Consider the following 23,421-nt stretch of genomic DNA (forward strand, 5'->3'; position numbering starts at 1 on the left):
CCAAACTGCCTCCTTCACGCTCGTGCCCTTTCGGGTTCGATTCCCTCTTTCATTCTAAAAAAACTAAAATGACACCCTTATGGATGTCATTTTAGTTTTGGAGCTGGTGAAGGGAATCGAACCCCCAACCTGCGGTTTACGATACCGCTGCTCTACCATTGAGCCACACCAGCAGATATAAAAAATAGCTTTTACTATTTTCTTTTTTTCTTGAGCAATTTCCTATATATTACCATATTTTTTCTTGCAGTGCAATACACCCATTACATTCAAACTAAAAATTTCCTAAATTTTAAAAAAGTACTTTACCTGTCGTAGTAATTGTGTTATTCTTTAATTACTACGACAGACAAAGTAAAATCAAAAGGGAGGTGTGGCATTTGATTAGCAGTGATGTAATTCGTGGATACAATGATACAATCATTCTTCACCTTCTGCTAAGAAGTGATTCCTACGGCTATGAGATTTCTAAGGAAATTGAGCGACAAAGTGAGGGAAATTATACCATAAAAGAAACCACTTTGTACTCTGCCTTTTCTCGCTTGGAGAAAAATGGTTATCTAGTCTCATATCAAGGGGACGAGACATTTGGCAGAAAACGAATGTATTATAAAATCACAAATGCAGGACGTGAATATTACCACGAGAAGTGTCTTGAATGGAGTTTAACTAAAAAAGTAATTAATGTATTTACAAGGGAGGATATAGATTATGAATCAAATTAGGAATTATATAGAAGTCATGTTTTCAAGCTTGCCAAACACGCATGAAGTTGTTGAAATGAAGCTGAATATGCTTGAAAATATGGAGGAAAAATTTCAGGAATTACTAAAAGATGGAAAAAACGAAAACGAAGCAGTCGGAATTATTCTCGCAGATTTTGGCAGTATGGAAGAGCTGAAAGAAGAACTGGGAATTTCAAATATACAACTACAAGGTGTAGAATGCAACTCTTGTACTCCCGAAAACTCTTCCTTAAAAGAAGAATACTTCTCCTTTAAAAGAAGGTATGGCATTGCCCTTGCCATTGCATGTACCTTTTTTATTATTGCACCTTTTATATATGTCTTTCTGAAAGACCTTTATAAAGACAGTTCCTCTATTTCGCTTTTAATTTTCTTCTGTCTAATTGCCTGTGGTGTCGGGATATGTATTTACTACAGAACACAAGACAGCCATTACAAGGAATTACTTTATATAAACAAAAATGAAGAAACAAGAACTTCAATGCTTGTTAAATCCACTATTTTTTCCATCGCTACTGTCATTTACCTTGGCGTAGGTTTTCTGGGGAACTTATGGCATCCAACCTGGATTATATTTATTGTTGCAGCCATGATTAGCAGATTAAGCACAGCAATTATAGATGGCAGAATGTATAAATAAAGAATAAAAAGCTGACTCCTATACGATAGGCATCAGCTTTTTGCTTTGTTATAACACTATATTGAACTATTTACCATTAAACACATCATTTCCTGCTGCAAAGTAACGGATCATTTCTGAAGTAAGAGCTATTTCTTCACTGTTCACAGGGATTTTTTCACGTGAGAACCAAGTGCCTTCCGCCAGTTCGCCATCTTCAAGAGTTACGGTATTGTCACCATCTAACCTAGCGAAAAATCCTACTAATAACGAATCTGAGAAGGACCATGGCTGGCTCTTATAATAAGTTATGTCCTTCACTTTAAGACCTACCTCTTCCATAACTTCACGTTTTACAGTCCCCTCTAAAGATTCTCCAACTTCTCCAAATCCTGCAATCAGTGCATATCTTTTGTAGGGTCTGTCTGCATATCTAGTCAGCAGAAGTTTACCGCCATCCACAATTCCTACTATTATGGCAGGTGAAATCCTTGGATACTCGGTGATGTTACAGGTCTCGCAAACTAAAGACCGTTCTGTTTTGCTTTGCTGGAATGGCTTCCCGCACCTCCCGCAGTACTTGTGATTTAATAGCCATCTATTGATCTGTGCCGCCGTTATGCCCACGAAACCCAGCCATTTTTGTCCTAAGGTTCGAAAAACAGTTTCCGAGTGCCAGACTAATACTTTGCCATCCGAAGTCTCTTTCCCTTGCCAATCCATTAACTCAGCTTTACAAGTTAGAGCATCCTTTGAAACATTCTGCTTCATGGTCTGTTGGTTTACTAAAAAATATTTATTGTCATCTATAGAAAATAAATACGTTGCACTTTCCTGTATCTCGCTAACCATTCCCATATTCTTAAGTTCCTCAAAGGTAAGGAATTCTGCGTCCTTATCCTGACCTTCAGGCTGTTTCATCATTGCCATTTCATCATTGAATAAAAGCGCATAGTCCTTGTTTTCTGCTTCAACGTTTCTATAGGCTATATCAAATTTACGCGGTTCAATATCTTGTATCATATTTATGCCTTTTTACCCTTTCTAGCATTACACTGTATAAAAATCCTGTGCACGAATCTGCAATTCTATTCCATCCTTAATGAAGTACCCTCTCGCCGCCTTTTCTAAAATACCATCTTTCCTAAGACTGTCAAAAGTGCGGAGCAGATGCCTATAGCTTGTGCCAAGTAATTCTGCTACTTCTGTAAGATTTTCATTAAACAGTCCATCTTCGTTGGTCATAAGCACGTAAGAGCATAATCTTGTTTCCAAAGGAAGCAAGATGTTTATTGCTCCATTTCTGGCACAACGGTCAAGCTTCTGAGCTAAATGCGTACCCACAAAATTCATAAAAGTAACATTACGTCTAAGTCGTTCACCGCAGTGTTTCATGGGAATGCCCATACAGGTTACTTCTGTTAATGCCTGTACATTGGTCGTACAAATCCCGTCAGTCATCAGTTCTATGTCTCCCAGTATACCCGACTTAGCATAAAAAGCCAGTAATAAAGACTTTCCATTACTTACGTTAATAAACGCTTTTGCCTTACCATTTACCATAAATAATAGATACTCCATAGGAAAACCTTCCCTACAAAGGTATTGACCATTTTCAAACTTTAGCACTCTTACATCACCAGCTTCAAAATCAGATAGTCCATACTTCTGCAGTTCATTTTTCATGGTAACTGTTAAACTTCCATTTGACATACAAATCGCTCCTTTCGGCCCTTTCCCGTTTATATAGGGCATAATATATTTTTCTTTAATTATGACATATGTCATATCTGGCGTCAAGTTCTTCTGATATTCTTATCTCCAAATGGAAAGGAGATTTTTAAATGTATTATTTTTTATCTGTCCTTGCAGGTTCAATCATTGCTGTAATGATTGCTGTTAATGGGGTTTTGAGTTCACATTATAGCATATACCTTGCCACTGTAATTATTCATATAGTTGGTTTAGTTATTATCACGCTTATACTCATCCGTCACAAAGAAAATCCTGCTCCATGGAAAAATAAGCACCTGCCTCTTTTCCTCTATTCCGGTGGTCTGATTGGTGTTGCCACGACAATTTTTAATAATGTAGCTTTCGGTAAGATTAGTATGTCTGCCATTTTGGCAATTGTTCTACTAGGGCAGAGCATCACTTCCATTGTCATCGATCATTTTGGCTGGCTGGATATGCCTCACCATCCCTTTAACAGGAAAAAACTTATTGGGCTCTCTTTCATTGTTTTAGGAATTGTTTTAATCATGGTTATATAGAAATCGGAGGATAAAGTAAATGCTTATTGCTATCATCGTATCTTTTCTAGCGGGAGTCACCGTAGTGGTATCCCGAACGACGAATGCCCGTTTAGCAGCAGAAACCAGCCTGCTAAAAAGCACATTTTATAATTATATATTGGGACTAATCTGTTCTGTCATGGTACTTTTGTGTATGCACTTTTTCGTTGCCTCGCAGTTGCCAGAAGCGCCACTTTCATTACAGTGGAATCAGCTTTGGATCTATCTTGGAGGCGCAATGGGTGTATGCACTGTTAGTATTTCCAATGCGGTAGTAACAAAAATTTCTTCGTTTTATGTAACCTTGCTTATGTTTGTCGGTCAGGTGTTTACAGGAATTGTTTTAGATATCATTATAAGCCATACTTTTTCTCTAGGCAATCTTCTAGGCGGACTTTGCGTAGCGATTGGTCTTATCTTAAATCTTTGGTTTGATAAAGAAAATGCCTCGGATAACGCGGTCTCCGAGACATAGTTCATTTATTTTACAGTCTTATAAGTACAACCCTCAAAGGCCAGATCAAATTTGCAGACACTTTTATACATGCAGTATTTGCAAGCAGTCTCATTTCCTGACTTTCGTGGTGCAACTTCTACATTTCCCTGGGCCAGCTGCTCACAGAGTTCTGATATTTTGTTATCTACAGCATTCTGAAGTTCTGCAAACTCCTCACTGGTCAGCAGCTTATCCTTTCCTGTTCCAACAATCAAGCCTTCCTTATTTCTACGAATAGGCACTATATCTGAAGTTCCTGCAAAGTCTCCTGCAATACTTTCTATAACATCGGTCTCATTGACTAAAATGCCATCTAACTTAAATGACTTTCTAAATTCAGCCTTTATTTTATCCTCAATCTGCTCATTTGCCCAGTCACTGGCATTAAAAACAGGTTCATCTAATTTGAAGTAAAAAATTCCTGCAGGTCTGGTTTCCACTACATTACTGCTCATTTTACCATCATTCCCTAATGCGGCCTTTAAATACAGCATTAACTGAAGTCTCCAACCGCCTTTTGCTTCGTCTATATCAAATTTTTCACTTCCGGACTTATAATCTATAATTTTTACATAATCTCCTGGAAGCAGGTCCACTCTGTCTATTTTTCCTTCGACTAACACCTTTCCCTGAGAAGTCTCCACTTCAATCGGTGGAAAATGCTTCCTTGAAACCTTTCCAAACTCAGCTTCAAAAAATACATCTTGTATCTTCCCCTGTTGAACATGCTCCACCAGTATTAATGCTGCATCCGTACATACTCGCTTTAGCCTGCCTGCCTTATAGCTTTCTTCATTTCCCCCAGAGAAGATACCTTCTCTGTATTGGGTACCCTCAGTATCCATAAATTCGCTGACAAATTCAGCGCATTCCTGAGTTGTAATGTTCATCCATCGAGAGTTTTGATCCGTAATAGGAACCCCCTTCTCTGTAAGATGCTCCGATAACTTCATAAGGCATAAGTGATAGATATCTCCAATTTCACGCCCTGCTATTTCAAAAATTCTTTTTTCTTCAGGCTTAAGACCATAGTTTATGAAGTGGGCGAAGGGACATCTTCCAAACTTCTCAAGCCTTGAAGGACTTATTGATAAATCTGTATTTTCTTCTCTTTTATAAAGCATTTCTGCCACTTTTATTGAAAGATCTTTTTCCTTTATTTTAAAGAAAAGCCCTTCCTTAACTTGGTTTAAAGGTTTATATTCATCCATTCTATACCAGTTTAAAGCTGCCTTAAAGCATTCATTTAAAGGTTCACCATCCAAATTCTTACGCAGTGCCTCTGTTAAATGCTTTATTCCATTATTTTTCGCTTCAAGCAGATTAATAGGATTTTCTTGACTAATTACGTCTTTCCTTACTCCAGCCTTAGGAAAAAGGCTGGCAATCTTATTAAACACCGCAGATGGCTTTAATTCTTTTCCATCATTGTCTGAAACGGAATAGCTCATAAACAAATACTGCTCTGGCTTAGACATGGTTCTGTACATAGCTATTTTTTCTTCCATTGCCCGAAGTTCGTCCAGTTTGCATATTTCTACCTGATTATTTAGGAGCACCGTCTTTTCATCATCATTCAGAATTCCGTCGCCACTTACTGTTGAAGGCAGAATCCCATCATTTGCGCCAATTACTATAAGAGCCTTTACCTGTCCAGTTCTGGTACGCTGCATCGTTCCTACTATGATTTCATCTATAGTGGCTGGGAGCATGCCAATTTCTACGGATTCAAAACCTGCTCTTATAATGGTTTCCAGTTCTGCAACTTCTAGCTTTTCCTCTCCCATAATGGTTACTAATTGGTCATAAATCTCAACGACTATTTTCCATATTTGTGCCATCTCAAAGGCCATTTCATAATAGCCCTTTTGATTTTGTTCCTCCATTATCTCCTCAATACGTTGTGGAAGCTGTAAGTTGTCCTTTAGGAAATAATAGAGGACGGCTATTTTTTGTCCTACGTTCTCTGCTTTTTTAAACGGCTCTGCAAACGCAGAAATTATCTGCATAACAAAGTCACGGGCCTGATTTATCTCATTGAGCTCTTCTGGTTCATACTCTTTTATACCTCGGGTAAATTCCTTTTTCCACATGTTGCCCCGTATTTTATATTTGTAAGCATAGTTTTCAAGTTGTTCTACCGCGTCCTGGGGAAGTCCCACAAGTCCTGTCTTTATAAAGCCCATAACCGTTTCAATATCCATTCTTCCCAGTGCAATCTGCAACAGATAAATATTTAGGCTAATTACAGGGTTATGAAGTATACTTCTTTTTTTATCCATAAAAGGATTCAGTCCATACTCCTTAAAAACACGGTTTATTATGGAACCTCGTGTTTCCAGGTCATTGCATATTACAACAATATCTTTATATCTGAGTCCTTCTTCCCTTAGCAGTCTTGTAATGTATGCCGCGGCTGTTTCCGCTTCTGCATATGGGTTTGCAGCTTTTACTAAAGTAACTGCCGGAGCCTCTTGCTGCCATTTTCTCACTGGTATAGAGAACAATTCCGATTCTATGGCAGACAATTCGACAGCTATGCCCTTTTTTATACATTTTTCATCGTTTATTTGCTTTGTACAGTATGGTTTTGACAAACCCTCTGAAAGCTTTTGTAGTTTCTCTATCACACTTCCCGTTAAAGCAAATATTTCACTATCCCGGCTATCCTCACCATAAGTCATGACCACATTAACATTTATGGCATTATCTATCAGTTCCCTAATTAAATCCAGATTTTTAGGTGTAAAATAATCAAATCCATAAACCCAGATTTCATTTTCCTTTATCATACGAGAATGTTTCATTTTATTAATGCAGTGCTCAAGATAATCCTCAGTATCTATGTACCTTTCAGCTATGACAGCCTCATATTTTTCATAAACTGCCTGCATATCTTTTAATTTTTTGTATAATATAGAGTCCTTATCCAGCTTATTTAAGATTTCTGGTATGGCTTCGGGGGGCGTATTATACTGTTTCATTTCTGATATCAGATTATTAACCAATTCTATAAATGAAGTTTTTGCCTCCATCCCCCTGAAAACTTCCAGCTGGTCTTTTTCCTCTGCAATGATTTTGGATAGAAGCATATGCCTGCCGTACTTATCAAGACGAGATACTTTTTCTCCCCCTACCTCCTTAAGTACACGCAAACCAAGCCTGGATGGACTGATTACTTCTATATCCATCAAGCCTTGAACACCTAAATATTTGAACGCATTCCGCTCCGCCTGCAGAGTAAACTGATCTGGTACCAGCAGTAAGGTTCTGCCAGATACTCGGTCAAATATAAATTTGTCTTTATCTATGTTTTCTCTTCCATAATATATGTTTAGCATAATATTCTATCGTTTCCTTATTTTCAATATATGTAATAGCTATTTAAAATTCATTTATACATTAAGTATATCAAACACCTTTTACTTTAGCTATAATAAAAATCAGTATAAATGTTCTAAAAAATATACTACCTTAGGAAAAAAGAAGCAGATACCACAATTATGTATTTCTACAAAACGGTATCTGCTTCTCTTTTTCCTATTATAAAAAATAGTTTATAATTTAAATGTCAATTATGGCTCGTAACCTATTTAGCCAATAGATTGTAAAGCACCTGTGCCATTTGTGCCCTGCTTGCTTTTTCTGTAGGTGCAAGTTTCTTTTCACTTCCAGTAATGATTCCTGTCTTTGCAAACAGTGCCATTGCCTCTTCAGCCCATGGGGCTATCTGGCTTGCATCTGTATAGGCATTAAGGGCTTTTCCCTTTGTCCCTGTTGGCAGCTCTCCTATTACTTTTAGTGTCTTGTACGTTAGGCTTATCATTTCCTGTTGGGTGATTTCTTTGTCCGGTGCGTACTTGTTATTGCCCACACCTGTTGCCAAACCTAAACCCTTTGCTGCTGACAGGTAACTTGTGTAATAGGTGTTTCCTGCATCTGTAAAGTTGTCTTTTGGTGTCACGTCAGGCTTTATTCCGTAGGCTTTCATTACCATTACGATGAATTGTCCTCTGGTTATGGTTGATTTAGGGCTAAAGTTTCCATCTCTAGTTCCTGTTGTTATTCCTCTTGCTGCTATGAAGCTTACTGCTTTGCTGTAGCCTGCATCTTCAGGTACATCTGTAAAGCTTACTTTGTTATAGCCTACTGCGTATGTTGAAAAATGGTTTGTTATAAATTTAATTGTTTTGGTTGCCGGGTCATATGCACAGTTGCTTACTATTTCTGGTTTCCCTGCTGCATTGATATAGTATATTACTAAGGAGTCTGTTTCTTCTCCTGCTTTGGGTTCGTATGGTACTGTTACTGTTGCATTTCCTCCAAACTGGCATATTGTGTTTTCTCCGCTTGTCACACTGAAATTAAATACCGGTCTGTCTCCTACAACTTGCTGTGATTCTGAGTTCAATGTACCCGAGCTTACAATAGAAGCAGATATCATCACCTGGCCTGATGCAGCTTGTGAAATTGTATTTATTGCTTTTTTATCAAAAGTAATGGAGGCAATCGATGTTGATACAGTCAGCCCTGTAGTTCTGTTATCCGCCACTGCATTCACTGCCTTAGCGGGTATACTTGTTTCCACTGTTTTTGCGCCAGCTGGCGTTTCCACTTTTATTTCAACAGTAGCCATAGTGCCACTTCCTTGTTTTGCAGCTTCCATTCCCTTGCTTATAGCTTCAATTACTTGTGCCTGTGTAACTGTAGATGCTGCTTTACCACTGTTGTCAACGGTAGCTGTTGTGGTTGTAGTTGCAGTTACACTATTTGCAGATGTAGCTATCACAGTTTTGGCCGGCTGTGAAGGTATATTATTTGTAGTACTCCCTCCTCCACCACCTCCACTATGAGAAGTGTTCTGGCTGTAATTAGCCGTTATGGTCAGGCTTGAGGTAACCTTATCAAAGATCTGATCCCAACCAGTAAATGTGTACCCTTTCCGCGTTGGATTCCCTGGAGCTGTTGCTCCGCTTCCTTCGTTGACTGATTGGGTCTTCAATATACTTCCATCCCAATCTTTGAAAGTAACTGTATAATTTGCCGGTTCAAGCTTCAATACAGTTAGTAAAAAGTTTTTTGTATCGCTTGTTCCATTGTAATTCACAGTAGCCGTTATAACCACCTCTGTATCTCCGCTTAAGAATTCCGGTCTTATTACTACTCCTGTGTTGCTTATTACTGATATGTTGGCTGAATTCCAGGTTATACTTGCTCCATTTTTCGTTCCTGTAGTAATCAAGGTAATGTCCTTCGTTACTGAGCTTGCATTATCTCCCGATGCAAAACCTATATTCAAAACCGCTTTATCCTGAGCAACCTTATCTGCATCTGTCACTGCAGGAATATCTTCTATATACTGTGCTGTTACGGTAAAGTCCTTTGTTACATTATTAAATGTTTTATTCCAGCCCGTGAAGATATAGCCTGCCCTTACGGGATCTGCCGGCGCAGCTGCGCTGTCTCCTTCATTTACTGTTTGAGTATCGATTAAGCTTCCATCCCAATCTTCGAAAATAACTGTAAAAGTGTTTGCAATTAAAGCGTTTACCATAAGATTGTCTGTAAGAACTGTCTTCCCACTGGCTGTATGAGTAACAGTAATTGCTGTGCCACTGTCCGAAAGTGTCAATGTCGTTCCGTTGGTCTTATTTACAGTTATGCCTTTTGCTGTAAAATCTGCAAACACCACATTCTCTATTGTTCCATTGTCTTTGTGCAACGTCACTTCAAGATTCCCCAAATTAAGGCTATCACCCTCGTTGTAAGTTATGGTTGGCTGTGTCTTAATACTTATACTGGTTACATTTGCTATCTCACTTACATCAGTTATATGTATAGTAAAGTTCTTTTCATATATGCCTCCTAGGGAATCCGTTGTTCTTACTCTGATGCTAAAACTATTTTTTGTTTCATAGTCAAATTCCTGACCCGTAATCAAATCATTACCTTGTATAGTAAATGCTCCATTATCCGTATCCCCTTGGCCAGCTATTAAAGAATAGATAAATGTATCTCCCACGTCAGAATCATCGGTTGAGAAGGCTCCTATGATTGTACCTGTTGGATTGTTTTCATCTATTGTATCTGATGATAAGTTTATATCTGTAGGCTCCTGATTTGCAGTAATCGACAAATAGTTTGCAGCGGACAAATCACTCCCACTAGCTAGTTCAGCGCCTTTAATGGTAAGGGTAAGATTGCTTATATCTGAATCAAAATCAGTTCCATCAAAAGCCAAGCTAATCGTGCATTGTGTATCATTGTTGCAGCTTACGCTGCCAACCGTTAGCCCAATTGGTGCGTTGACCAGCGTAAAATTAGCAGCATCCAGCATATTGTCCTTAAAATTGTCACCTGTGAGGTTTACAATTATGGCTTTACTATTTAGTGAGCCTTCAGATAATGCGTCTGGAGCCGAAATATCAGCCCGCGAATCTAAGGTGGTGAAATCCTGTATTTCTCCGTATGTAATCCCCTTTATATTCTTTGCATAGGCCCTATAGTAATATTTTGTATTCTTAACAAGCCCTGTTGTGATTATTTGGGAAAAATCTCCAATAGTTCCGCTCACAGCAGCCGAATAGACGCCGCCCCCATTTATAACTGGATTATCATTTAATGAATAAACAAAACCTCGTTCAGTTATATCTGCGCCACCATCCGAAACTAGCGTTCCTCTTAGCGCTGCACTATTGCTGGAAATTTCAGATACTCCCATTGTACTGACAGATGGCAGTGCTACAAGATCACCAAAAGCCTGAAATTCCAGAATAGAATCCCAGCTATTATTATTATTATCCTTGCAGCCTTCTGTTACTTGTACTCTTAAATAACTTGCCGTAAATCTCGAAACGGTCCTGTCAGTCATAGAAGAAGTGTTTCCACTTACAACATCCACATCCGTGAAGTTTACGCCATCATTACTTTTCTGAAGTTTATACCCTCTCATTGCATATATAGGGTTGTTGTCCCATACATAGCTTTGATTATATACAACCCATCTATCAATCGAATATAAGCCTCCTAAATTCACCTGAAGATAAGAACCATCTACACCTTTTCTGGTCTGCCACCTATTTAAGGCATCTATATTTCCGTCCACAGCCCTTGAAGGTCCATATGGGACCATGTAGCTGATATCAATGTGCTTATTATCCTGACCTGTATACTCAAAGTTCTTGCAGGTAGCTGCTTTTCCCTGAACTACATTTGTGCTGCCAGCATAGGCTTGTTCCGACAGGATAAGTAGCGATAGGATGATTATGAGCATCAGTAGAAGTGTTTTACACTTTAATTTTTTAATTATATTCACCTATTTGCCCCCCCTTATTTAATTACGTGATGGGAATATTCCCTGAAGAGCTATGCAGTAATGCATCCCGTAACCCGCCTGCCCAACTTGTGGCTCAGCTGCTTCCAAATTTGGTAAAGCAAAGGTTGTTACTCCGTTACCTCCATATTTTATTCCTATTAGAGCATATAATGCCTGATTTTGATTGATATTTAATATTTGTCCACGGCACAATGCCCAGCCTTTAGGCGCATAATTAAAGGACATCAGATGGACTTCACCAAGAAATTGTTCTCCTGCTTCTGCATACGACGGGCCAACATTAAGAACCATCATGCTACTTAGAACAATTGCCATTATAATAATTTTAGATATTAATCTTTTTTTCATCATACCTTCTCCCTTCTAATTCTGGCTTGGGAATACACCCATTGGATTGATACAATATCTTGTATATTGATTGGGCTCCATACTGCGCATATCAGGCAGTGCAAAGGTTGTCATCCCATCACCGCCATAGGTAGTTCCAATTAAGGCAAATAGTGTGTCATATTGAGCAATGTTTAATAGCCTCCCATCGCAATGAATATATCCGCTGGGATCAAAATTGTAGGGAAAAAGCTTGATTTCTCCAATATAATCCCCGTTGTCTCCATCATCACGCGTAGGAAATATTCCTTGCATTTCAATATAGTAGCTCATATTCTTTATAGGCTCCATCCCTCTCATATCAGGTAATGCAAAGGTTGTTGTCCCATTACCACCAAAATATGTTCCTATAAGTGAAAACAGCGCAGTGTTGGTCTGAATAGCCATAGTCTGCCCTGTACATTCTGTCCATCCTAATGGTGCAAAGCCATAGGGAAATAGCTGTATCTCTCCTACGAAACTTTGTGAGTCTGCATATGCTGGCGTCACACTTGCTGAAAACGCTGTACACACAAGGAGTGCCATCAGCATCACCGTTGCTATTTTTTTTCTTATCATTAAAGTTCCTCCTTTATTATTTCTGGACCAACTGAAATACTTCAGTGGCGGAAATTCCAATTAACACTATACGTATAGATACGTCTTGACTTTTTTCATTTCTTTCGCCTCTCCAAAATAAAAAGTCATACAATAGTATTGTGCCGTAAATTTTTCTTTTTTCCTACTACCCTTTGGGTAGTTTTTTTCAATTTAGAAGTTTTTCTTTTTCAATCCACCCCTAAAATCATATTCACTACAATAGTAAACCATTCATTTGACATGAATTATATTAAAAAAGCCCCAGTGTGAAATCTATAACCTCACACTCGGACTCTCAAATCTTTTCATATTATTCACCAGTCAATTCTGCAAATACGTCACTGACCTTTACTATTTTATCTACTAAATAAGCATTACTGCCACAGAACACAAGTCCATTTTCAGCATCACCACTTGCAGCTGCTATTAAGGCCTCTGTGATACAGTACGGCGCAACTCTTGGATTACATGCTGTCATGCATCCATTACAACGTTTAATTGGTTGTTTTTCTTGTTTCTCTGCAACATTTGTGACAAACTTATTTTTTATGGCTCTGCCCGGCATACCTACAGGGCTTTTTATAATTGCAATATCGTCTTTAGTACAATTAACATACGCCTGTTTAAAGCTTTCAGGAGCATCACATTCTTCTGTAGCGACAAATTTCGTTCCGACCTGAACTCCATCTGCACCATAGGATAACGCCTTCTCAACGTCATCTCTTGTAAAAATGCCGCCGCCGACAATTAGTTTACATTCTGGAATACTTGCTATCTCCGCTTTAATTTCCATAATGGTCTTATAATAGTTCTCATCCGCTATTTCCAGCTGTTCCTCTTTAAAACCTAAATGCCCCCCAGCTTTAGGGCCTTCAAACACAAAGCCATCCGGCATCCTGTTATGCTTTCTAGCCCAGCTTTTTATAATCAAAGCTGCTGCTCTTGCAGAGGAAACAATCGGTATAAGTTTAACGTCTTTTCCTTTTACGACACCAGGAAGTGAAGTAGGAAGACCTGCTCCAGAAACGATAACCTTAGCTCCTGCCTCAACAGCAGCCACTATTATTTCATCATAGTTTCTGCCGACGCACATCATATTTATGCCAATTGGTCCTGCCCCTGGTACATCTTTAACTGCATTTACAGCAAGCTCAACTTCTCTTTTTATTCCTCTCACATTTGCAGATAGAGGATCTGTATAAAAGTCCTCTTCCATATATCCCGGTTGTGCCGCAGATATAATGCCAACGCCGCCGCATTTTGCTACTGCTGCAGCCAGTTTCCACATAGAAACTCCTATACCCATGCCACCTTGAAATATAGGTATAGGTATTTCTAGTCCATTCATATTCATTGGTTTAAGTTCCATAGGTCCCTCACTTCTAACAGGCTTTATAAGCTGCATTCTAAAAAAATCCCTTAGCCCTTCTAATGATTTTAGAAGCACATCGATTTCAGAATCAGCCATATTTGCCGTTATATCCTTAATCATGTTTGTATGAAAAGTCTGATGCTCTTCAACCACACTAATTCCTGCATCTGTAAGGCCAATTTTTACTATTCTTCTATCCTCAGGAATTCTACATCTGTCTACATATCCCTTTTTTACCAGTCTATTTATGGCTACTGTCAACGTGCTGACACTAATTTTCAAGGAACCTGCTACTTGGGTCATGGTTTTTAATTTTCCAATGCCAATCGCTTCAAGTGTGTGAATTTCTGTTATAGAAAGGTCAACATTAGTTGATTCTTTTAATGCTTGTTCTTCAACCTTTAAAACACTATTCATAAGGCTGACTAGTATCTCGTTTAGTTTAGTATTTTTCTCCACCTTCTGCTCCTTGTCTATCAGCCTATAGCAAAAGTGATTTCACATTTACAGGCCACCTTATCTTCTAAATAAGCCGTCGCTACTCCTTTTCCAGAGTTGCTGCGAAGGCGGTCTAGCTCTACATGCAGACGCAGTGTATCTCCAGGAAAAACCTTTTGGCGGAATCTGGCCTCTTTGATGGCACCAAAATACGCAATCTTACCTCGATGTTCCGGCATAGACAAAATTGCAACTGCGCCTGCCTGTGCCAAAGCTTCTACGATTAGTACACCGGGCATTACTTTTTCCTGGGGGAAATGGCCTGCAAAATAGTATTCTTCTTCTCTTACATACTTTATCGCTGTAATGCTCTTGCCTTCTTCCATTTCTTCAATTTCATCAATTAAAAGGAACGGATCTCTATGGGGAATTATTTCCATAATTTGTTCTCTGTTCATTAACATGTAGTTGTTCCTTTCCGAAGCACATAAACAATTTTCTGGATTTGCTTGTGGCTTATGTTTTATTATTTATCTTTTACACACATTTTAATATATTATCACAAAATTTATTTTACAAACTTCTTTAATAGTATTGTTCCATTGTGCCCGCCAAATCCAAGTGAATTTGACATAACATAGTTAAGTTCCTTAGCTCTTCCTTCATTTGGGACATAGTCAAGGTCTAACTCTTCATCAGGAACTTTATAATTAATAGTCGGTGGAACAAAATCATCACCAAGAGCCTTAACACAAATAACTGCTTCAATTGCTCCGGCTGCACCAAGTAAATGCCCTGTCATACTCTTCGTTGAGCTTACAGGCACCTTTGTATCATTACCAAAAACTAATTTTATTGCTTTTGTTTCAAATTCATCATTGTATGGAGTCCCTGTTCCATGTGCGTTAATGTAATCAACGTCTGCAGCCTGAATGCCAGCTTCTTCAATAGCCATCTGCATTGCAGCAGCAGCGCCTTCGCCTGACGGAGATGGTGATGTTACATGATAAGCATCACAAGTAGTACCATAACCTACCACTTCACCATAAATCTTTGCTCCTCTTGCTAGTGCATGCTCCATTTCCTCAAGAACAAGGAAGCCAGAGCCCTCACCCATTACAAATCCATCTCTTTCCTTATCAAAAGGAGTTGAACATCTGTCTTTATCTTTTTTGGTTGACAAAGCAGTCATATTTGCAAATCCTGAGAAACAAACTGGCGAAAATGCTGCTTCAGCACCACCAGCTAGCATAACATCTGCATAACCGTGTTTAATGTATCTGAAAGCTTCCCCTAAACTGTGTGTTCCCGCTGAACAAGCAGTTACAATACCAAGGCTTGTTGCCTTCGCCTGAAAAGCAATAGAAATATTTCCTGCTAAAATATTTGGTATCACCATAGGAACGAGTAACGCGGATACTCTTGAAGTACCTTTTTCATCACCCTTAAGTGCTGCCTTTTTAGCTTCAGCTTCTAAAGTCATAACACCGCCAATACCAGTACCTGCAACAACTCCAAAACGATGTGGATTCACGTTTTCTCCACTTACAATTCCGCTATCTTCAATGGCTTCCTTAGCAGCAGTCAGTCCAAACTGTGATGATCTGTCTAATCTTTTAGCGGCTCTTTTATCTTCGTACTCGAAGTCTTTTACTTCTCCACCCATGATTGCTTTCTGATAAGTGGTATCTAAAAGTGTAATCTTATCGATTCCATTTTTACCATTTTTAATACCTTCCCAAAAATCGGAAGTATTATTTCCAACGGGCGTTATTGCCCCAAGTCCTGTTATAACAACTCTTTTCATAATTTCCTCCAAATTTTAAATACTCATTCCACCATCAACACATATAGTCTGTGCTGTAACATACTGTGACATATCACTAGCTAAGAACAGGGCCACATTTGCAATGTCCTCAGGCTGTCCCATTCTTCCAAGACTTATAGTTGCATTCATCTTAGCTCTCTGGTCATCAGTAAGTGCATCCGTCATATCTGTTTCAATTGACCCTGGCGCAATTGCATTCACTCTGACATTTCTTCTGCCAAGTTCCTTAGCAGCTGACATGGTCATACCAATAATGCCTGCCTTTGACGCTGAATAGTTAACCTGACCTGGATTACCCTTTACTCCTACAATAGAGGAAAGATTTATGATACTTCCTGCCCTCTGTTTAATCATTACACTACTAGCTTCTTTCAAGAAATAGTAAGAGCCTTTTAAATTTGTATCTACAACTGAATCAAAATCTTCATCTTTCATTTGAATAAGTAGTTTATCTTTTGTAATTCCTGCGTTATTCACTAAAATGTCAATTCTTCCAAAATCTAATTTTGCCTTTGCCACAGCTTCTACAGCAAAAGCAGAGTCTGCTACGTCTCCTTTTAGGATTTCTACTTTTGTACCATACTGAGCAAGTTCATCCTGAGTCTTTTCTGCTGCCGCATCATTGCTTCTATAGCATAAAAGTACATTTGCACCATTCTTGCAAAATACTTCTGCAATTGCTTTACCGATACCTCTAACGCCACCTGTAATAATTGCACTTTTACCTTTTAACATTTCTTACCTCCGCATACAGATTCATACAACATTTTTGCTATAATGCAAAATCTAATTGCTAATCTGCAGTTATTATTTATTTTCAATTAAAGTTTTTACTGTATTTTGTAAACTTTCCATGTCCTGAACATGTAATGTAAGCATATCTTCTTTAATCTTTTTTACAATCCCGCAAAGAGTTGTTCCTGGCCCGATTTCGATAACACATTCCACTCCATCTGCTGCCATGTTTTCAATAATCTCTTGCCAATAAACAGGACTCATAGCCTGCTTACCCATCAATTCTGCAATAAATTTACTTACGCCAGCCTCATCTAACCCTTCTGCACCTTTCATCATGTCTTCTGCTGTTATATCTGAGTAGACCTTTTTGTTTGGTGCTTTTAAATCACAATCCATAAGAAAATCTTGCAGTTTTGCAGCTGCCGGTGCCATCATCTTGCTGTGAAATGCAGTTCCAACACTAAGTGGAATAGCTTTTATCTTTCTAGCCTTAGCTTCTGCTTTAAATCGTTCCAAAGATTCCTTATCCCCAGCTACAACTGTCTGTACTGGCGAATTGAAATTTACGCCTTGCAAAACTCCATCTTCTTTAACATCATCTACACAATCTAAAATTGCCTTTCTATCTCCAAAAGCGGCAACCATACTGCCTCTCTGCACGCCATCTTCTCCAAGTCCGGCTTCATTCATCCATGTACCTCGGTGGGTAACTATCTCCATACCTTTTCTTATGTCTGTAATAGAACCAGCTGCGGTCAATGCTGCATATTCGCCTAAACTGAAGCCTGCAAGGCCTACAATTTCAAGAGAATTAAGTAAATCAGAATCCTGCTTTTCTATTTCTTCTAATAAGGCTTCGTAAGCTGCCATTGTTACTGTATAAATACATGGCTGTGTAATGTGAGTTTGTCTAAGCATCTCCTTAGTTCCCTCAAAACACCATTCTTTAACTTGTTCTCCAGCTAAATTCATTATTTCTTTAGCCCTACTGGAATTGTCATATAATTCTTTTCCCATTCCAGTATACTGAGCCCCCTGCCCAGCAAAAATCAATCCAATTTTCATACTTTTGATAACCTCCTAAAATAAAGATACTCTATCAACGTAAATTTTTTTTGCCTCTTCAAACATTTCAGCAATGATTTCTGCGGCCGGCTGTTCCTTCATTACAATACCCGCAATCTGCCCTGACATAACAGAACCACGTTCAACATCTCCATCAAATACTGCTGCACTCAAAGCACCAATACCAACCTTATCAATTGCAGCTTGAGCTTCTTCCCCTGTACTACTTGCTTTTTCTATTGCCAGAATTTCTCTAGCTAACTTATTCTTTATAACTCTGATCGGATGTCCTGTCGATCTTCCTGTTGCACAGGTATCGGTATCTTTCGCCTTAATAATCGCAGCTTTATAGTTCGGTGAAACAATGCATTCCTTTGCCACTACAAATCTCGTACCCACCTGAATACCTTTTGCACCCAGCATATATACAGCAGCCACGCCTCTGCCATCTGCAATACCACCTGCTGCAATAACCGGGATGGACACTGCATCAACGACTTGTGGTGTTAGTGCCATAGTCGCAATTTCTCCAATATGACCTCCCGCTTCCGTACCTTCTGCAATAACTGCGTCTGCACCGGCTCTTTCAACTCTCACTGCAAGAGCTACAGAAGCAACTACTGGAATCACTTTTACTCCAGCTTCCTTAAGAGTCTTTATATACTTGCCTGGATTGCCTGCACCTGTTGTAACTACAGGAACCTTTTCTTCACAAACCACTTCAATCAGTTCATCTATATTTGGCATAAGAAGCATAAGATTTACCCCAAAAGGTTTATCTGTAAGTTTCCTTACCTTTTTTATCTCATTTCTAAGCCAGTCCGCATCATATCCTCCACTTGCAATTATACCAAGTCCACCGCCATTACTAACTGCTGCTGCTAATGAGCTTTCTGCTATTCTAGCCATAGCTCCTTGTATGATTGGATATTCTGTTCCTAAAATCTGACATACGTCGTTCATACATATTCCTCCTGAATTATTTACATTTCAAAGATAACTGCCCCTGCGCTTAAGCCTCCGCCAAAGCCCATAAGCATTATCTTATCGCCTTTTTTAATTTTTCCTGTATCTATTATATCATATAATGCCATAGGTACGCTTGCTGCGGACACATTTCCTGTCTCATTCAGACTAATTTGAAATTTTTCTATTGGCTGCTTAAATTTTTTAGCCGCAGATAAAATAATTCTTAGATTTGCCTGATGTGGAACATAGTAAGCGATATCATCTGCTGTTAGTCCTGCCAGTTCTAAAGATTTTTCCATAACTTCACCAATAGCATTTACTGCAAACTTAAATACCTGGCTGCCATGCATGGATAAACTCTGTTTTTCAGGATTATCTAAGCTATCATCTGTAAATGGTGTTTTTGAAAACTCCATTCCACAAGTCAAAGAATTTGTCGTATCATCATAATTTTTTACAAAAGAAGAAAGGATTCCTTTTTCCTGTGGATTATTTTCCAGTAATGCCGCACCCGCTCCATCTCCAAAAAGAATGCATGTGCTTCTATCTGTCCAATCAACAATTCTGCTCAATCGTTCCACACCTATAATTAAAGCTTTATTTATGGTGTTTGTACTAACGCCATTAACTTTATCTACCATACCATTCTTAATAAGGGCTTCTGCAATCCATATTCCATAAATAAAACCACTGCAGGCCGTACTAATATCAAAAGCAACAGCATTCGCAAGACCTAGTTCTCTCTTCACCAATGCGCCCATAGAGGGAACCAACTTGTCTGGTGTTACTGTTGCAACGATTACCAACCCTATATCATCATAGTTCTCTCCATCCAAAGCTAATTTAGCTGCGGAAACTGCTAAATCTAGTCCTGATTCACTGGTAGCAATTCTTCTTTCTGTAATTCCCGTTCTTGCAACGATCCAGTCATTGTCTGTCTCTACAAATCTATTTAAATCATCATTCTTCACTACTAACTTAGGTACTGCTTTTCCAGTATTTTTTATACTTATTCCCAATGTAGCCTCCTTTTTATCGTTCAATAATTATTTTGATTATCAAATTATTTTATTATATTATATTTTGATTGCTTATAAAAGTCAAGTAAACTTAATTTCTATTCAAAATCAAACAACAACGCAATACTCAAGTCAAATATCACTCACTTATTATTAGTTTCCAATAAAAGAATATATATTTTTTATTATTTTTAGTAATCTTACGAAAACTTAATAAATATTTAATAGACTTTCGCACCAATGTATGAAACAATATATAGTGGGAATTTAGGAGGGATTAAAAAAAAATGAAAATATTAATAACGACTGATTGGTACAAACCGGTTATAAACGGGGTTGTTACCTCCGTAATAAATTTAAAATCTGAATTAGAGAAGGCAGGACATGAGGTACGGGTGTTGACACTCTCTCCTGATGGACATCAGCACTTTGAAGATGATACCTACTATCTCAAGTCATTTAAAGTAAAAATATATCCTCAAGCTAGGGCTACTTACAATTTTCATAGCAAATACTTACCCGAAATTTTACAATGGCAGCCTGATATTATACATTCGCAATGTGAATGGGTCTCATTCTATTTTGCAAAATACATTGCTCTTAAGCTAAACATTCCTATCGTCCACACTTATCATACAATTTATGAAGATTATACACATTACATTTTAAGAAGTAAACGCATAAGTAAGAGTTTAGTACTTTTTGGCTCGAATCGTGCAATAAATGCTACTGACTATGTTATAACGCCTACAAATAAAGCTCGTGATTTATTACTTTCCTATGGTATTGAAAATCCAATTATAACCATACCTACAGGAATAAATCTTGATAAATATAGAAACCGTATTTCTGACAATCGTCGCAGTGAACTGCTTTCACAATATGGGATAACTGCTAATAAAACCGTTATCGTAAGTATCGGCAGACTTGCTATTGAGAAGAATATAGATGAACTTCTTGATAATATGCAGATTTTAGCGAAATCCCATCCTGACATCGTTCTGCTGATTGTGGGTGGCGGTCCTTATGAAGATGCACTAAGGGAACTTGTTATCAACATGAAGCTTCAGAAGAATGTAATTTTTACAGGTATGATTTCTCCAGATTTAGTTCCTGAATATTTTCAGTTAGGTAAATTATTTATCTGTGCTTCACAAAGTGAAGCTCAAGGGCTCACTTATATTGAAGCATTAGCCAGCGGTATTCCTCTTTTATGTAAATATGACCAGTGTCTGGAAAATGTTTTAATAGAAGGCCATAATGGATTTTCATTTGACACGTCAGCAGAGTTTATAGATAAGCTTCTATCAGTTCTCCGTGATAAGGATAGCTATTCAGTTCTTTGTGAAAATGCTGCAGCTTCCGCAGAATCTTACTCTAAGGAGGCTTTTGGAAAGCAGGTGGCAAAAGTCTATGAAGCAGCAGTAGATACCTTCCCTGGTCATCTTCCGCTTCCAGTGAGACTTATACCTGTGCTAAGGAGACGTGCTCAGGAATCCATATAGTCTGTACCTAACATATAATGTTTAAAACGAAAGGGTATGTCACTACTGACATACCCTTTATATTTAGGAACTTAGACTATGCATTTAAAATCTCCAGAACTTTTTCAGCATTTTTGATTACATAATCTGGCTTAAACATTCCTTCTTTCTCTTTATCATATATAGCAACTGCCCAATCTACAAGGACAGAGGTAACTCCTGCATTGTTAGCACAGCCAATATCAAATTTGCTATCACCAATCATCATTGCTTCCTCTGGTTTTGAACCCAGTTTTTCTAATGCAATTAACGCTGGTTCAGGATCAGGCTTATGCTTTGTACAATCTTCCATGGTTACAATTGCATCAAATACATTATGCAGTTTATATTTTTCAAGCCCCTCCATTGTGGTTGGTCTTAATCTTGAAGTAACAACTGCTGTTTTATATCCCTGTAAGTTTAGTTCCCTAATTAACTCAATCATTCCCGGAAACGGTGAGATAGCATCAGCAAATCTGCCGACTTGATAGCCTCTATAAATTTCAATTGCTTCTTCTAACGGAAATTCTGGGAAAAATTCTCCCATGCTCTTAGCTAATGTCTCTCCAAAGGTTCTGTGGATAGCCTCTCTGTCCCCTTCCTTTCCTGTTATAGCCTTAAATGTATGCTGCCATGAACCTAAGATAAGTTCATTTGTATTCATTACTGTTCCATCAAAGTCAAATAATATAGTATTTATCTTGTTCATTGTTCTCTCCCTAACTTCATTTCTTGGCTATTCTATCATAATTATTATACTTATACAAGACCCGCAGCCCGCATAGGATGTCTAAAAAGGCAGATACATTTTTGCATCTGCCTTTTTAGCGATTTATTAATCTACTATTTTAACAATTTACTAACTTTGATATAAAGTTCATCACGCCTTCTTATTGCTTCTTCGTCTTTGCCATCACTATAATCATAAAATCCCGCCTTAGCCTTTACACCATAATGTCCTTCCTCATACAATTCCTTTAAGATTCTCTGAGGTTCTTTGGCATCTGAAAGGTCTTTATTTAAATACTCGGCTATGTGATAGAAGGTATCAAGTCCACCCATATCACAAACTTCAAAAGGTCCAAGGCAGGCATATCTGAATCCCAGTGCATACTTCATACATTTATCAATATCTTCAAAACTGCCTACATTATTTTCAACTAGGTACAAGGATTCCCTTAAAATCGCCAGTTGAATTCTGTTTGCTATAAAGCCAGGGACATCTTTATTTACTCTAATAGGCTCTTTGCCAATTGTTATTGACAAATCATACAGATAATCAACTGTCTCATCTGCACTTTCATCTCCTTTTATAATTTCAATTAAAGGAATTAAATGCGCAGGGTTGAACCAGTGCATACCAGCAAAACGTTCCGGCTTATGAATTACCTTTGCAATCTCTGTTATGGATAATCCAGAGGTGTTGGATGCCAGTACTGCATCTTCTGGTACTAATGTAGAAACTTCTTTCCAAAATAAATGCTTGATTTCCATTTTTTCTATAATGGATTCAACCACCAAATCGCATTCAGTAAAACATCCTTTTTCACAGGTATGGCTTAATCTTCCCTGAAGTTCTTCTGACTCCTTAAAAGTTAATTCTCCTGTTTTGACTTGCTCCTCCTGATTGATTCTAATTAAGTTCTTGCTTTTTTCTATAGCAGCTTCTATCACATCATAGATTATAACATCATATCCCAGCTGTGCAAAAATCTGAGCCATAGACGTTCCCATTAAGCCAGCCCCTGCTATTACAACATTTTTACATTGTCTCATAAATTGGATACCTCCTATAACTTAACTATTCTTCTTCCATAGGCTTTAAATCTGGGCTTATGATTAATTGGCAGCCTGTTGCAGCCTTAATGTCGTCCAAAGTATAATCAGGGTGTAATTCTGTAAGTAAGATACCCTTATCAGTAATTTCCATTACGCCCATTTCAGTAATAATCATATTTACTACTTTTAATGCTGTATAAGGAAGTGTGCATTCCTTTAGAATTTTATGTGCA

General features: G+C 38.2%; 20 protein-coding genes, 1 tRNA gene and 1 pseudogene. 5 read left to right on the top strand and 17 right to left on the bottom strand.

Going from position 1 to position 23,421, the window contains the following annotated elements; genetic code table 11:
• Positions 1-98 precede the first annotated feature (98 nt).
• A tRNA-Thr gene (locus RTW14_RS05810) sits at positions 99-173 on the bottom strand.
• A 207-nt stretch (positions 174-380) separates the two neighbouring features.
• Between RTW14_RS05810 and RTW14_RS05815 the strand changes: the two genes are divergently transcribed.
• Both RTW14_RS05815 and RTW14_RS05820 read left to right on the top strand, forming a co-directional pair.
• Positions 381-725, top strand: coding sequence for a PadR family transcriptional regulator (locus RTW14_RS05815; protein ID WP_312648752.1), 345 nt, complete (start codon positions 381-383; stop codon positions 723-725).
• Entirely contained in the window at positions 712-1,386 is a 675-nt protein-coding gene (locus RTW14_RS05820) for a permease prefix domain 1-containing protein (protein ID WP_312648753.1), read from the top strand. Before RTW14_RS05815 ends, RTW14_RS05820 begins: the two co-directional genes overlap by 14 nt.
• Positions 1,387-1,452: 66 nt before the next feature.
• On the opposite strand, the gene nudC is transcribed toward RTW14_RS05820, so the two are convergent.
• Both nudC and RTW14_RS05830 read right to left on the bottom strand, forming a co-directional pair.
• Positions 1,453-2,388 carry an NAD(+) diphosphatase gene (gene nudC, locus RTW14_RS05825; protein WP_312648754.1) on the bottom strand — a complete coding sequence of 312 codons (936 nt, stop codon included), beginning with the start codon at positions 2,386-2,388 and terminating at the stop codon, positions 1,453-1,455.
• A gap of 27 nt (positions 2,389-2,415) precedes the next feature.
• Complete coding sequence (locus RTW14_RS05830; RefSeq protein ID WP_312648755.1) at positions 2,416-3,078, bottom strand: cyclic nucleotide-binding domain-containing protein; 663 nt, start codon at positions 3,076-3,078, stop codon at positions 2,416-2,418.
• Positions 3,079-3,209: 131 nt separating this feature from the next.
• Here RTW14_RS05830 and RTW14_RS05835 point away from each other — a divergent pair, with 131 nt between their 5' ends.
• Positions 3,210-3,638 carry a DMT family transporter gene (locus tag RTW14_RS05835; RefSeq protein ID WP_312648756.1) on the top strand — a complete coding sequence of 143 codons (429 nt, stop codon included), beginning with the start codon at positions 3,210-3,212 and terminating at the stop codon, positions 3,636-3,638.
• Positions 3,639-3,657: 19 nt separating this feature from the next.
• Complete coding sequence (locus RTW14_RS05840; protein WP_312648757.1) at positions 3,658-4,134, top strand: DMT family transporter; 477 nt, start codon at positions 3,658-3,660, stop codon at positions 4,132-4,134.
• A 5-nt stretch (positions 4,135-4,139) separates the two neighbouring features.
• Here RTW14_RS05840 and RTW14_RS05845 read toward each other — a convergent pair whose 3' ends face one another.
• The 11 genes from RTW14_RS05845 to RTW14_RS05900 form a co-directional block, all read right to left on the bottom strand.
• Positions 4,140-7,496, bottom strand: a complete 3,357-nt coding sequence (locus RTW14_RS05845) for a PD-(D/E)XK nuclease family protein (protein ID WP_312648758.1) — start codon at positions 7,494-7,496, stop codon at positions 4,140-4,142.
• Positions 7,497-7,744: 248 nt separating this feature from the next.
• Positions 7,745-11,470: an immunoglobulin-like domain-containing protein gene (locus RTW14_RS05850; protein WP_312648759.1), complete on the bottom strand. Its 3,726-nt coding sequence runs from the start codon at positions 11,468-11,470 to the stop codon at positions 7,745-7,747.
• 18 nt (positions 11,471-11,488) lie between these two features.
• On the bottom strand, positions 11,489-11,839 hold the full coding sequence (locus RTW14_RS05855; protein WP_312648760.1) for a phage tail protein: 351 nt from the start codon (positions 11,837-11,839) through the stop codon (positions 11,489-11,491).
• Positions 11,840-11,854: 15 nt separating this feature from the next.
• The gene (locus RTW14_RS05860) at positions 11,855-12,436 is read right to left on the bottom strand and encodes a phage tail protein (protein ID WP_312648761.1); all 582 of its coding nucleotides are present in this window, start codon (positions 12,434-12,436) and stop codon (positions 11,855-11,857) included.
• 331 nt (positions 12,437-12,767) lie between these two features.
• Positions 12,768-14,288: a nitronate monooxygenase gene (locus RTW14_RS05865; protein ID WP_331654405.1), complete on the bottom strand. Its 1,521-nt coding sequence runs from the start codon at positions 14,286-14,288 to the stop codon at positions 12,768-12,770.
• A gap of 17 nt (positions 14,289-14,305) precedes the next feature.
• Positions 14,306-14,731 carry a 3-hydroxyacyl-ACP dehydratase FabZ gene (fabZ, locus tag RTW14_RS05875; RefSeq protein WP_331654406.1) on the bottom strand — a complete coding sequence of 142 codons (426 nt, stop codon included), beginning with the start codon at positions 14,729-14,731 and terminating at the stop codon, positions 14,306-14,308.
• Positions 14,732-14,835: 104 nt separating this feature from the next.
• Positions 14,836-16,077, bottom strand: coding sequence for a beta-ketoacyl-ACP synthase II (fabF, locus tag RTW14_RS05880; protein ID WP_312648781.1), 1,242 nt, complete (start codon positions 16,075-16,077; stop codon positions 14,836-14,838).
• Positions 16,078-16,089: 12 nt separating this feature from the next.
• The gene (fabG, locus tag RTW14_RS05885) at positions 16,090-16,830 is read right to left on the bottom strand and encodes a 3-oxoacyl-[acyl-carrier-protein] reductase (RefSeq protein WP_312648762.1); all 741 of its coding nucleotides are present in this window, start codon (positions 16,828-16,830) and stop codon (positions 16,090-16,092) included.
• A 72-nt stretch (positions 16,831-16,902) separates the two neighbouring features.
• On the bottom strand, positions 16,903-17,898 hold the full coding sequence (locus RTW14_RS05890; protein WP_312648763.1) for an ACP S-malonyltransferase: 996 nt from the start codon (positions 17,896-17,898) through the stop codon (positions 16,903-16,905).
• A 15-nt stretch (positions 17,899-17,913) separates the two neighbouring features.
• Positions 17,914-18,861 carry an enoyl-[acyl-carrier-protein] reductase FabK gene (gene fabK / locus RTW14_RS05895; protein WP_331654408.1) on the bottom strand — a complete coding sequence of 316 codons (948 nt, stop codon included), beginning with the start codon at positions 18,859-18,861 and terminating at the stop codon, positions 17,914-17,916.
• A gap of 20 nt (positions 18,862-18,881) precedes the next feature.
• A complete protein-coding gene (locus RTW14_RS05900) occupies positions 18,882-19,886 on the bottom strand; it encodes a 3-oxoacyl-ACP synthase III family protein (RefSeq protein ID WP_312648764.1) in 1,005 nt (334 codons plus the stop codon).
• Between the two features lie 287 nt (positions 19,887-20,173).
• On the opposite strand from RTW14_RS05900, the gene RTW14_RS05905 reads away from it, so the two are divergent.
• On the top strand, positions 20,174-21,391 hold the full coding sequence (locus RTW14_RS05905) for a glycosyltransferase (protein WP_312648765.1): 1,218 nt from the start codon (positions 20,174-20,176) through the stop codon (positions 21,389-21,391).
• A 76-nt stretch (positions 21,392-21,467) separates the two neighbouring features.
• On the opposite strand, the gene RTW14_RS05910 is transcribed toward RTW14_RS05905, so the two are convergent.
• The 3 genes and pseudogenes from RTW14_RS05910 to RTW14_RS05920 all read right to left on the bottom strand — a co-directional run.
• Complete coding sequence (locus tag RTW14_RS05910; protein WP_312648766.1) at positions 21,468-22,118, bottom strand: HAD-IA family hydrolase; 651 nt, start codon at positions 22,116-22,118, stop codon at positions 21,468-21,470.
• Positions 22,119-22,252: 134 nt separating this feature from the next.
• Positions 22,253-23,185 (bottom strand): 3-hydroxyacyl-CoA dehydrogenase family protein, encoded by a 933-nt coding sequence (locus tag RTW14_RS05915; protein ID WP_312648767.1) that lies wholly within the window; start codon positions 23,183-23,185, stop codon positions 22,253-22,255.
• 25 nt (positions 23,186-23,210) lie between these two features.
• Positions 23,211-23,421, bottom strand: a pseudogene (locus tag RTW14_RS05920) (succinyl-CoA--3-ketoacid-CoA transferase); the annotation flags it as partial.

It is taken from the genome of Aminipila sp., from assembly GCF_032051575.1.
Lineage (GTDB): Bacteria > Bacillota > Clostridia > Peptostreptococcales > Anaerovoracaceae > Aminipila.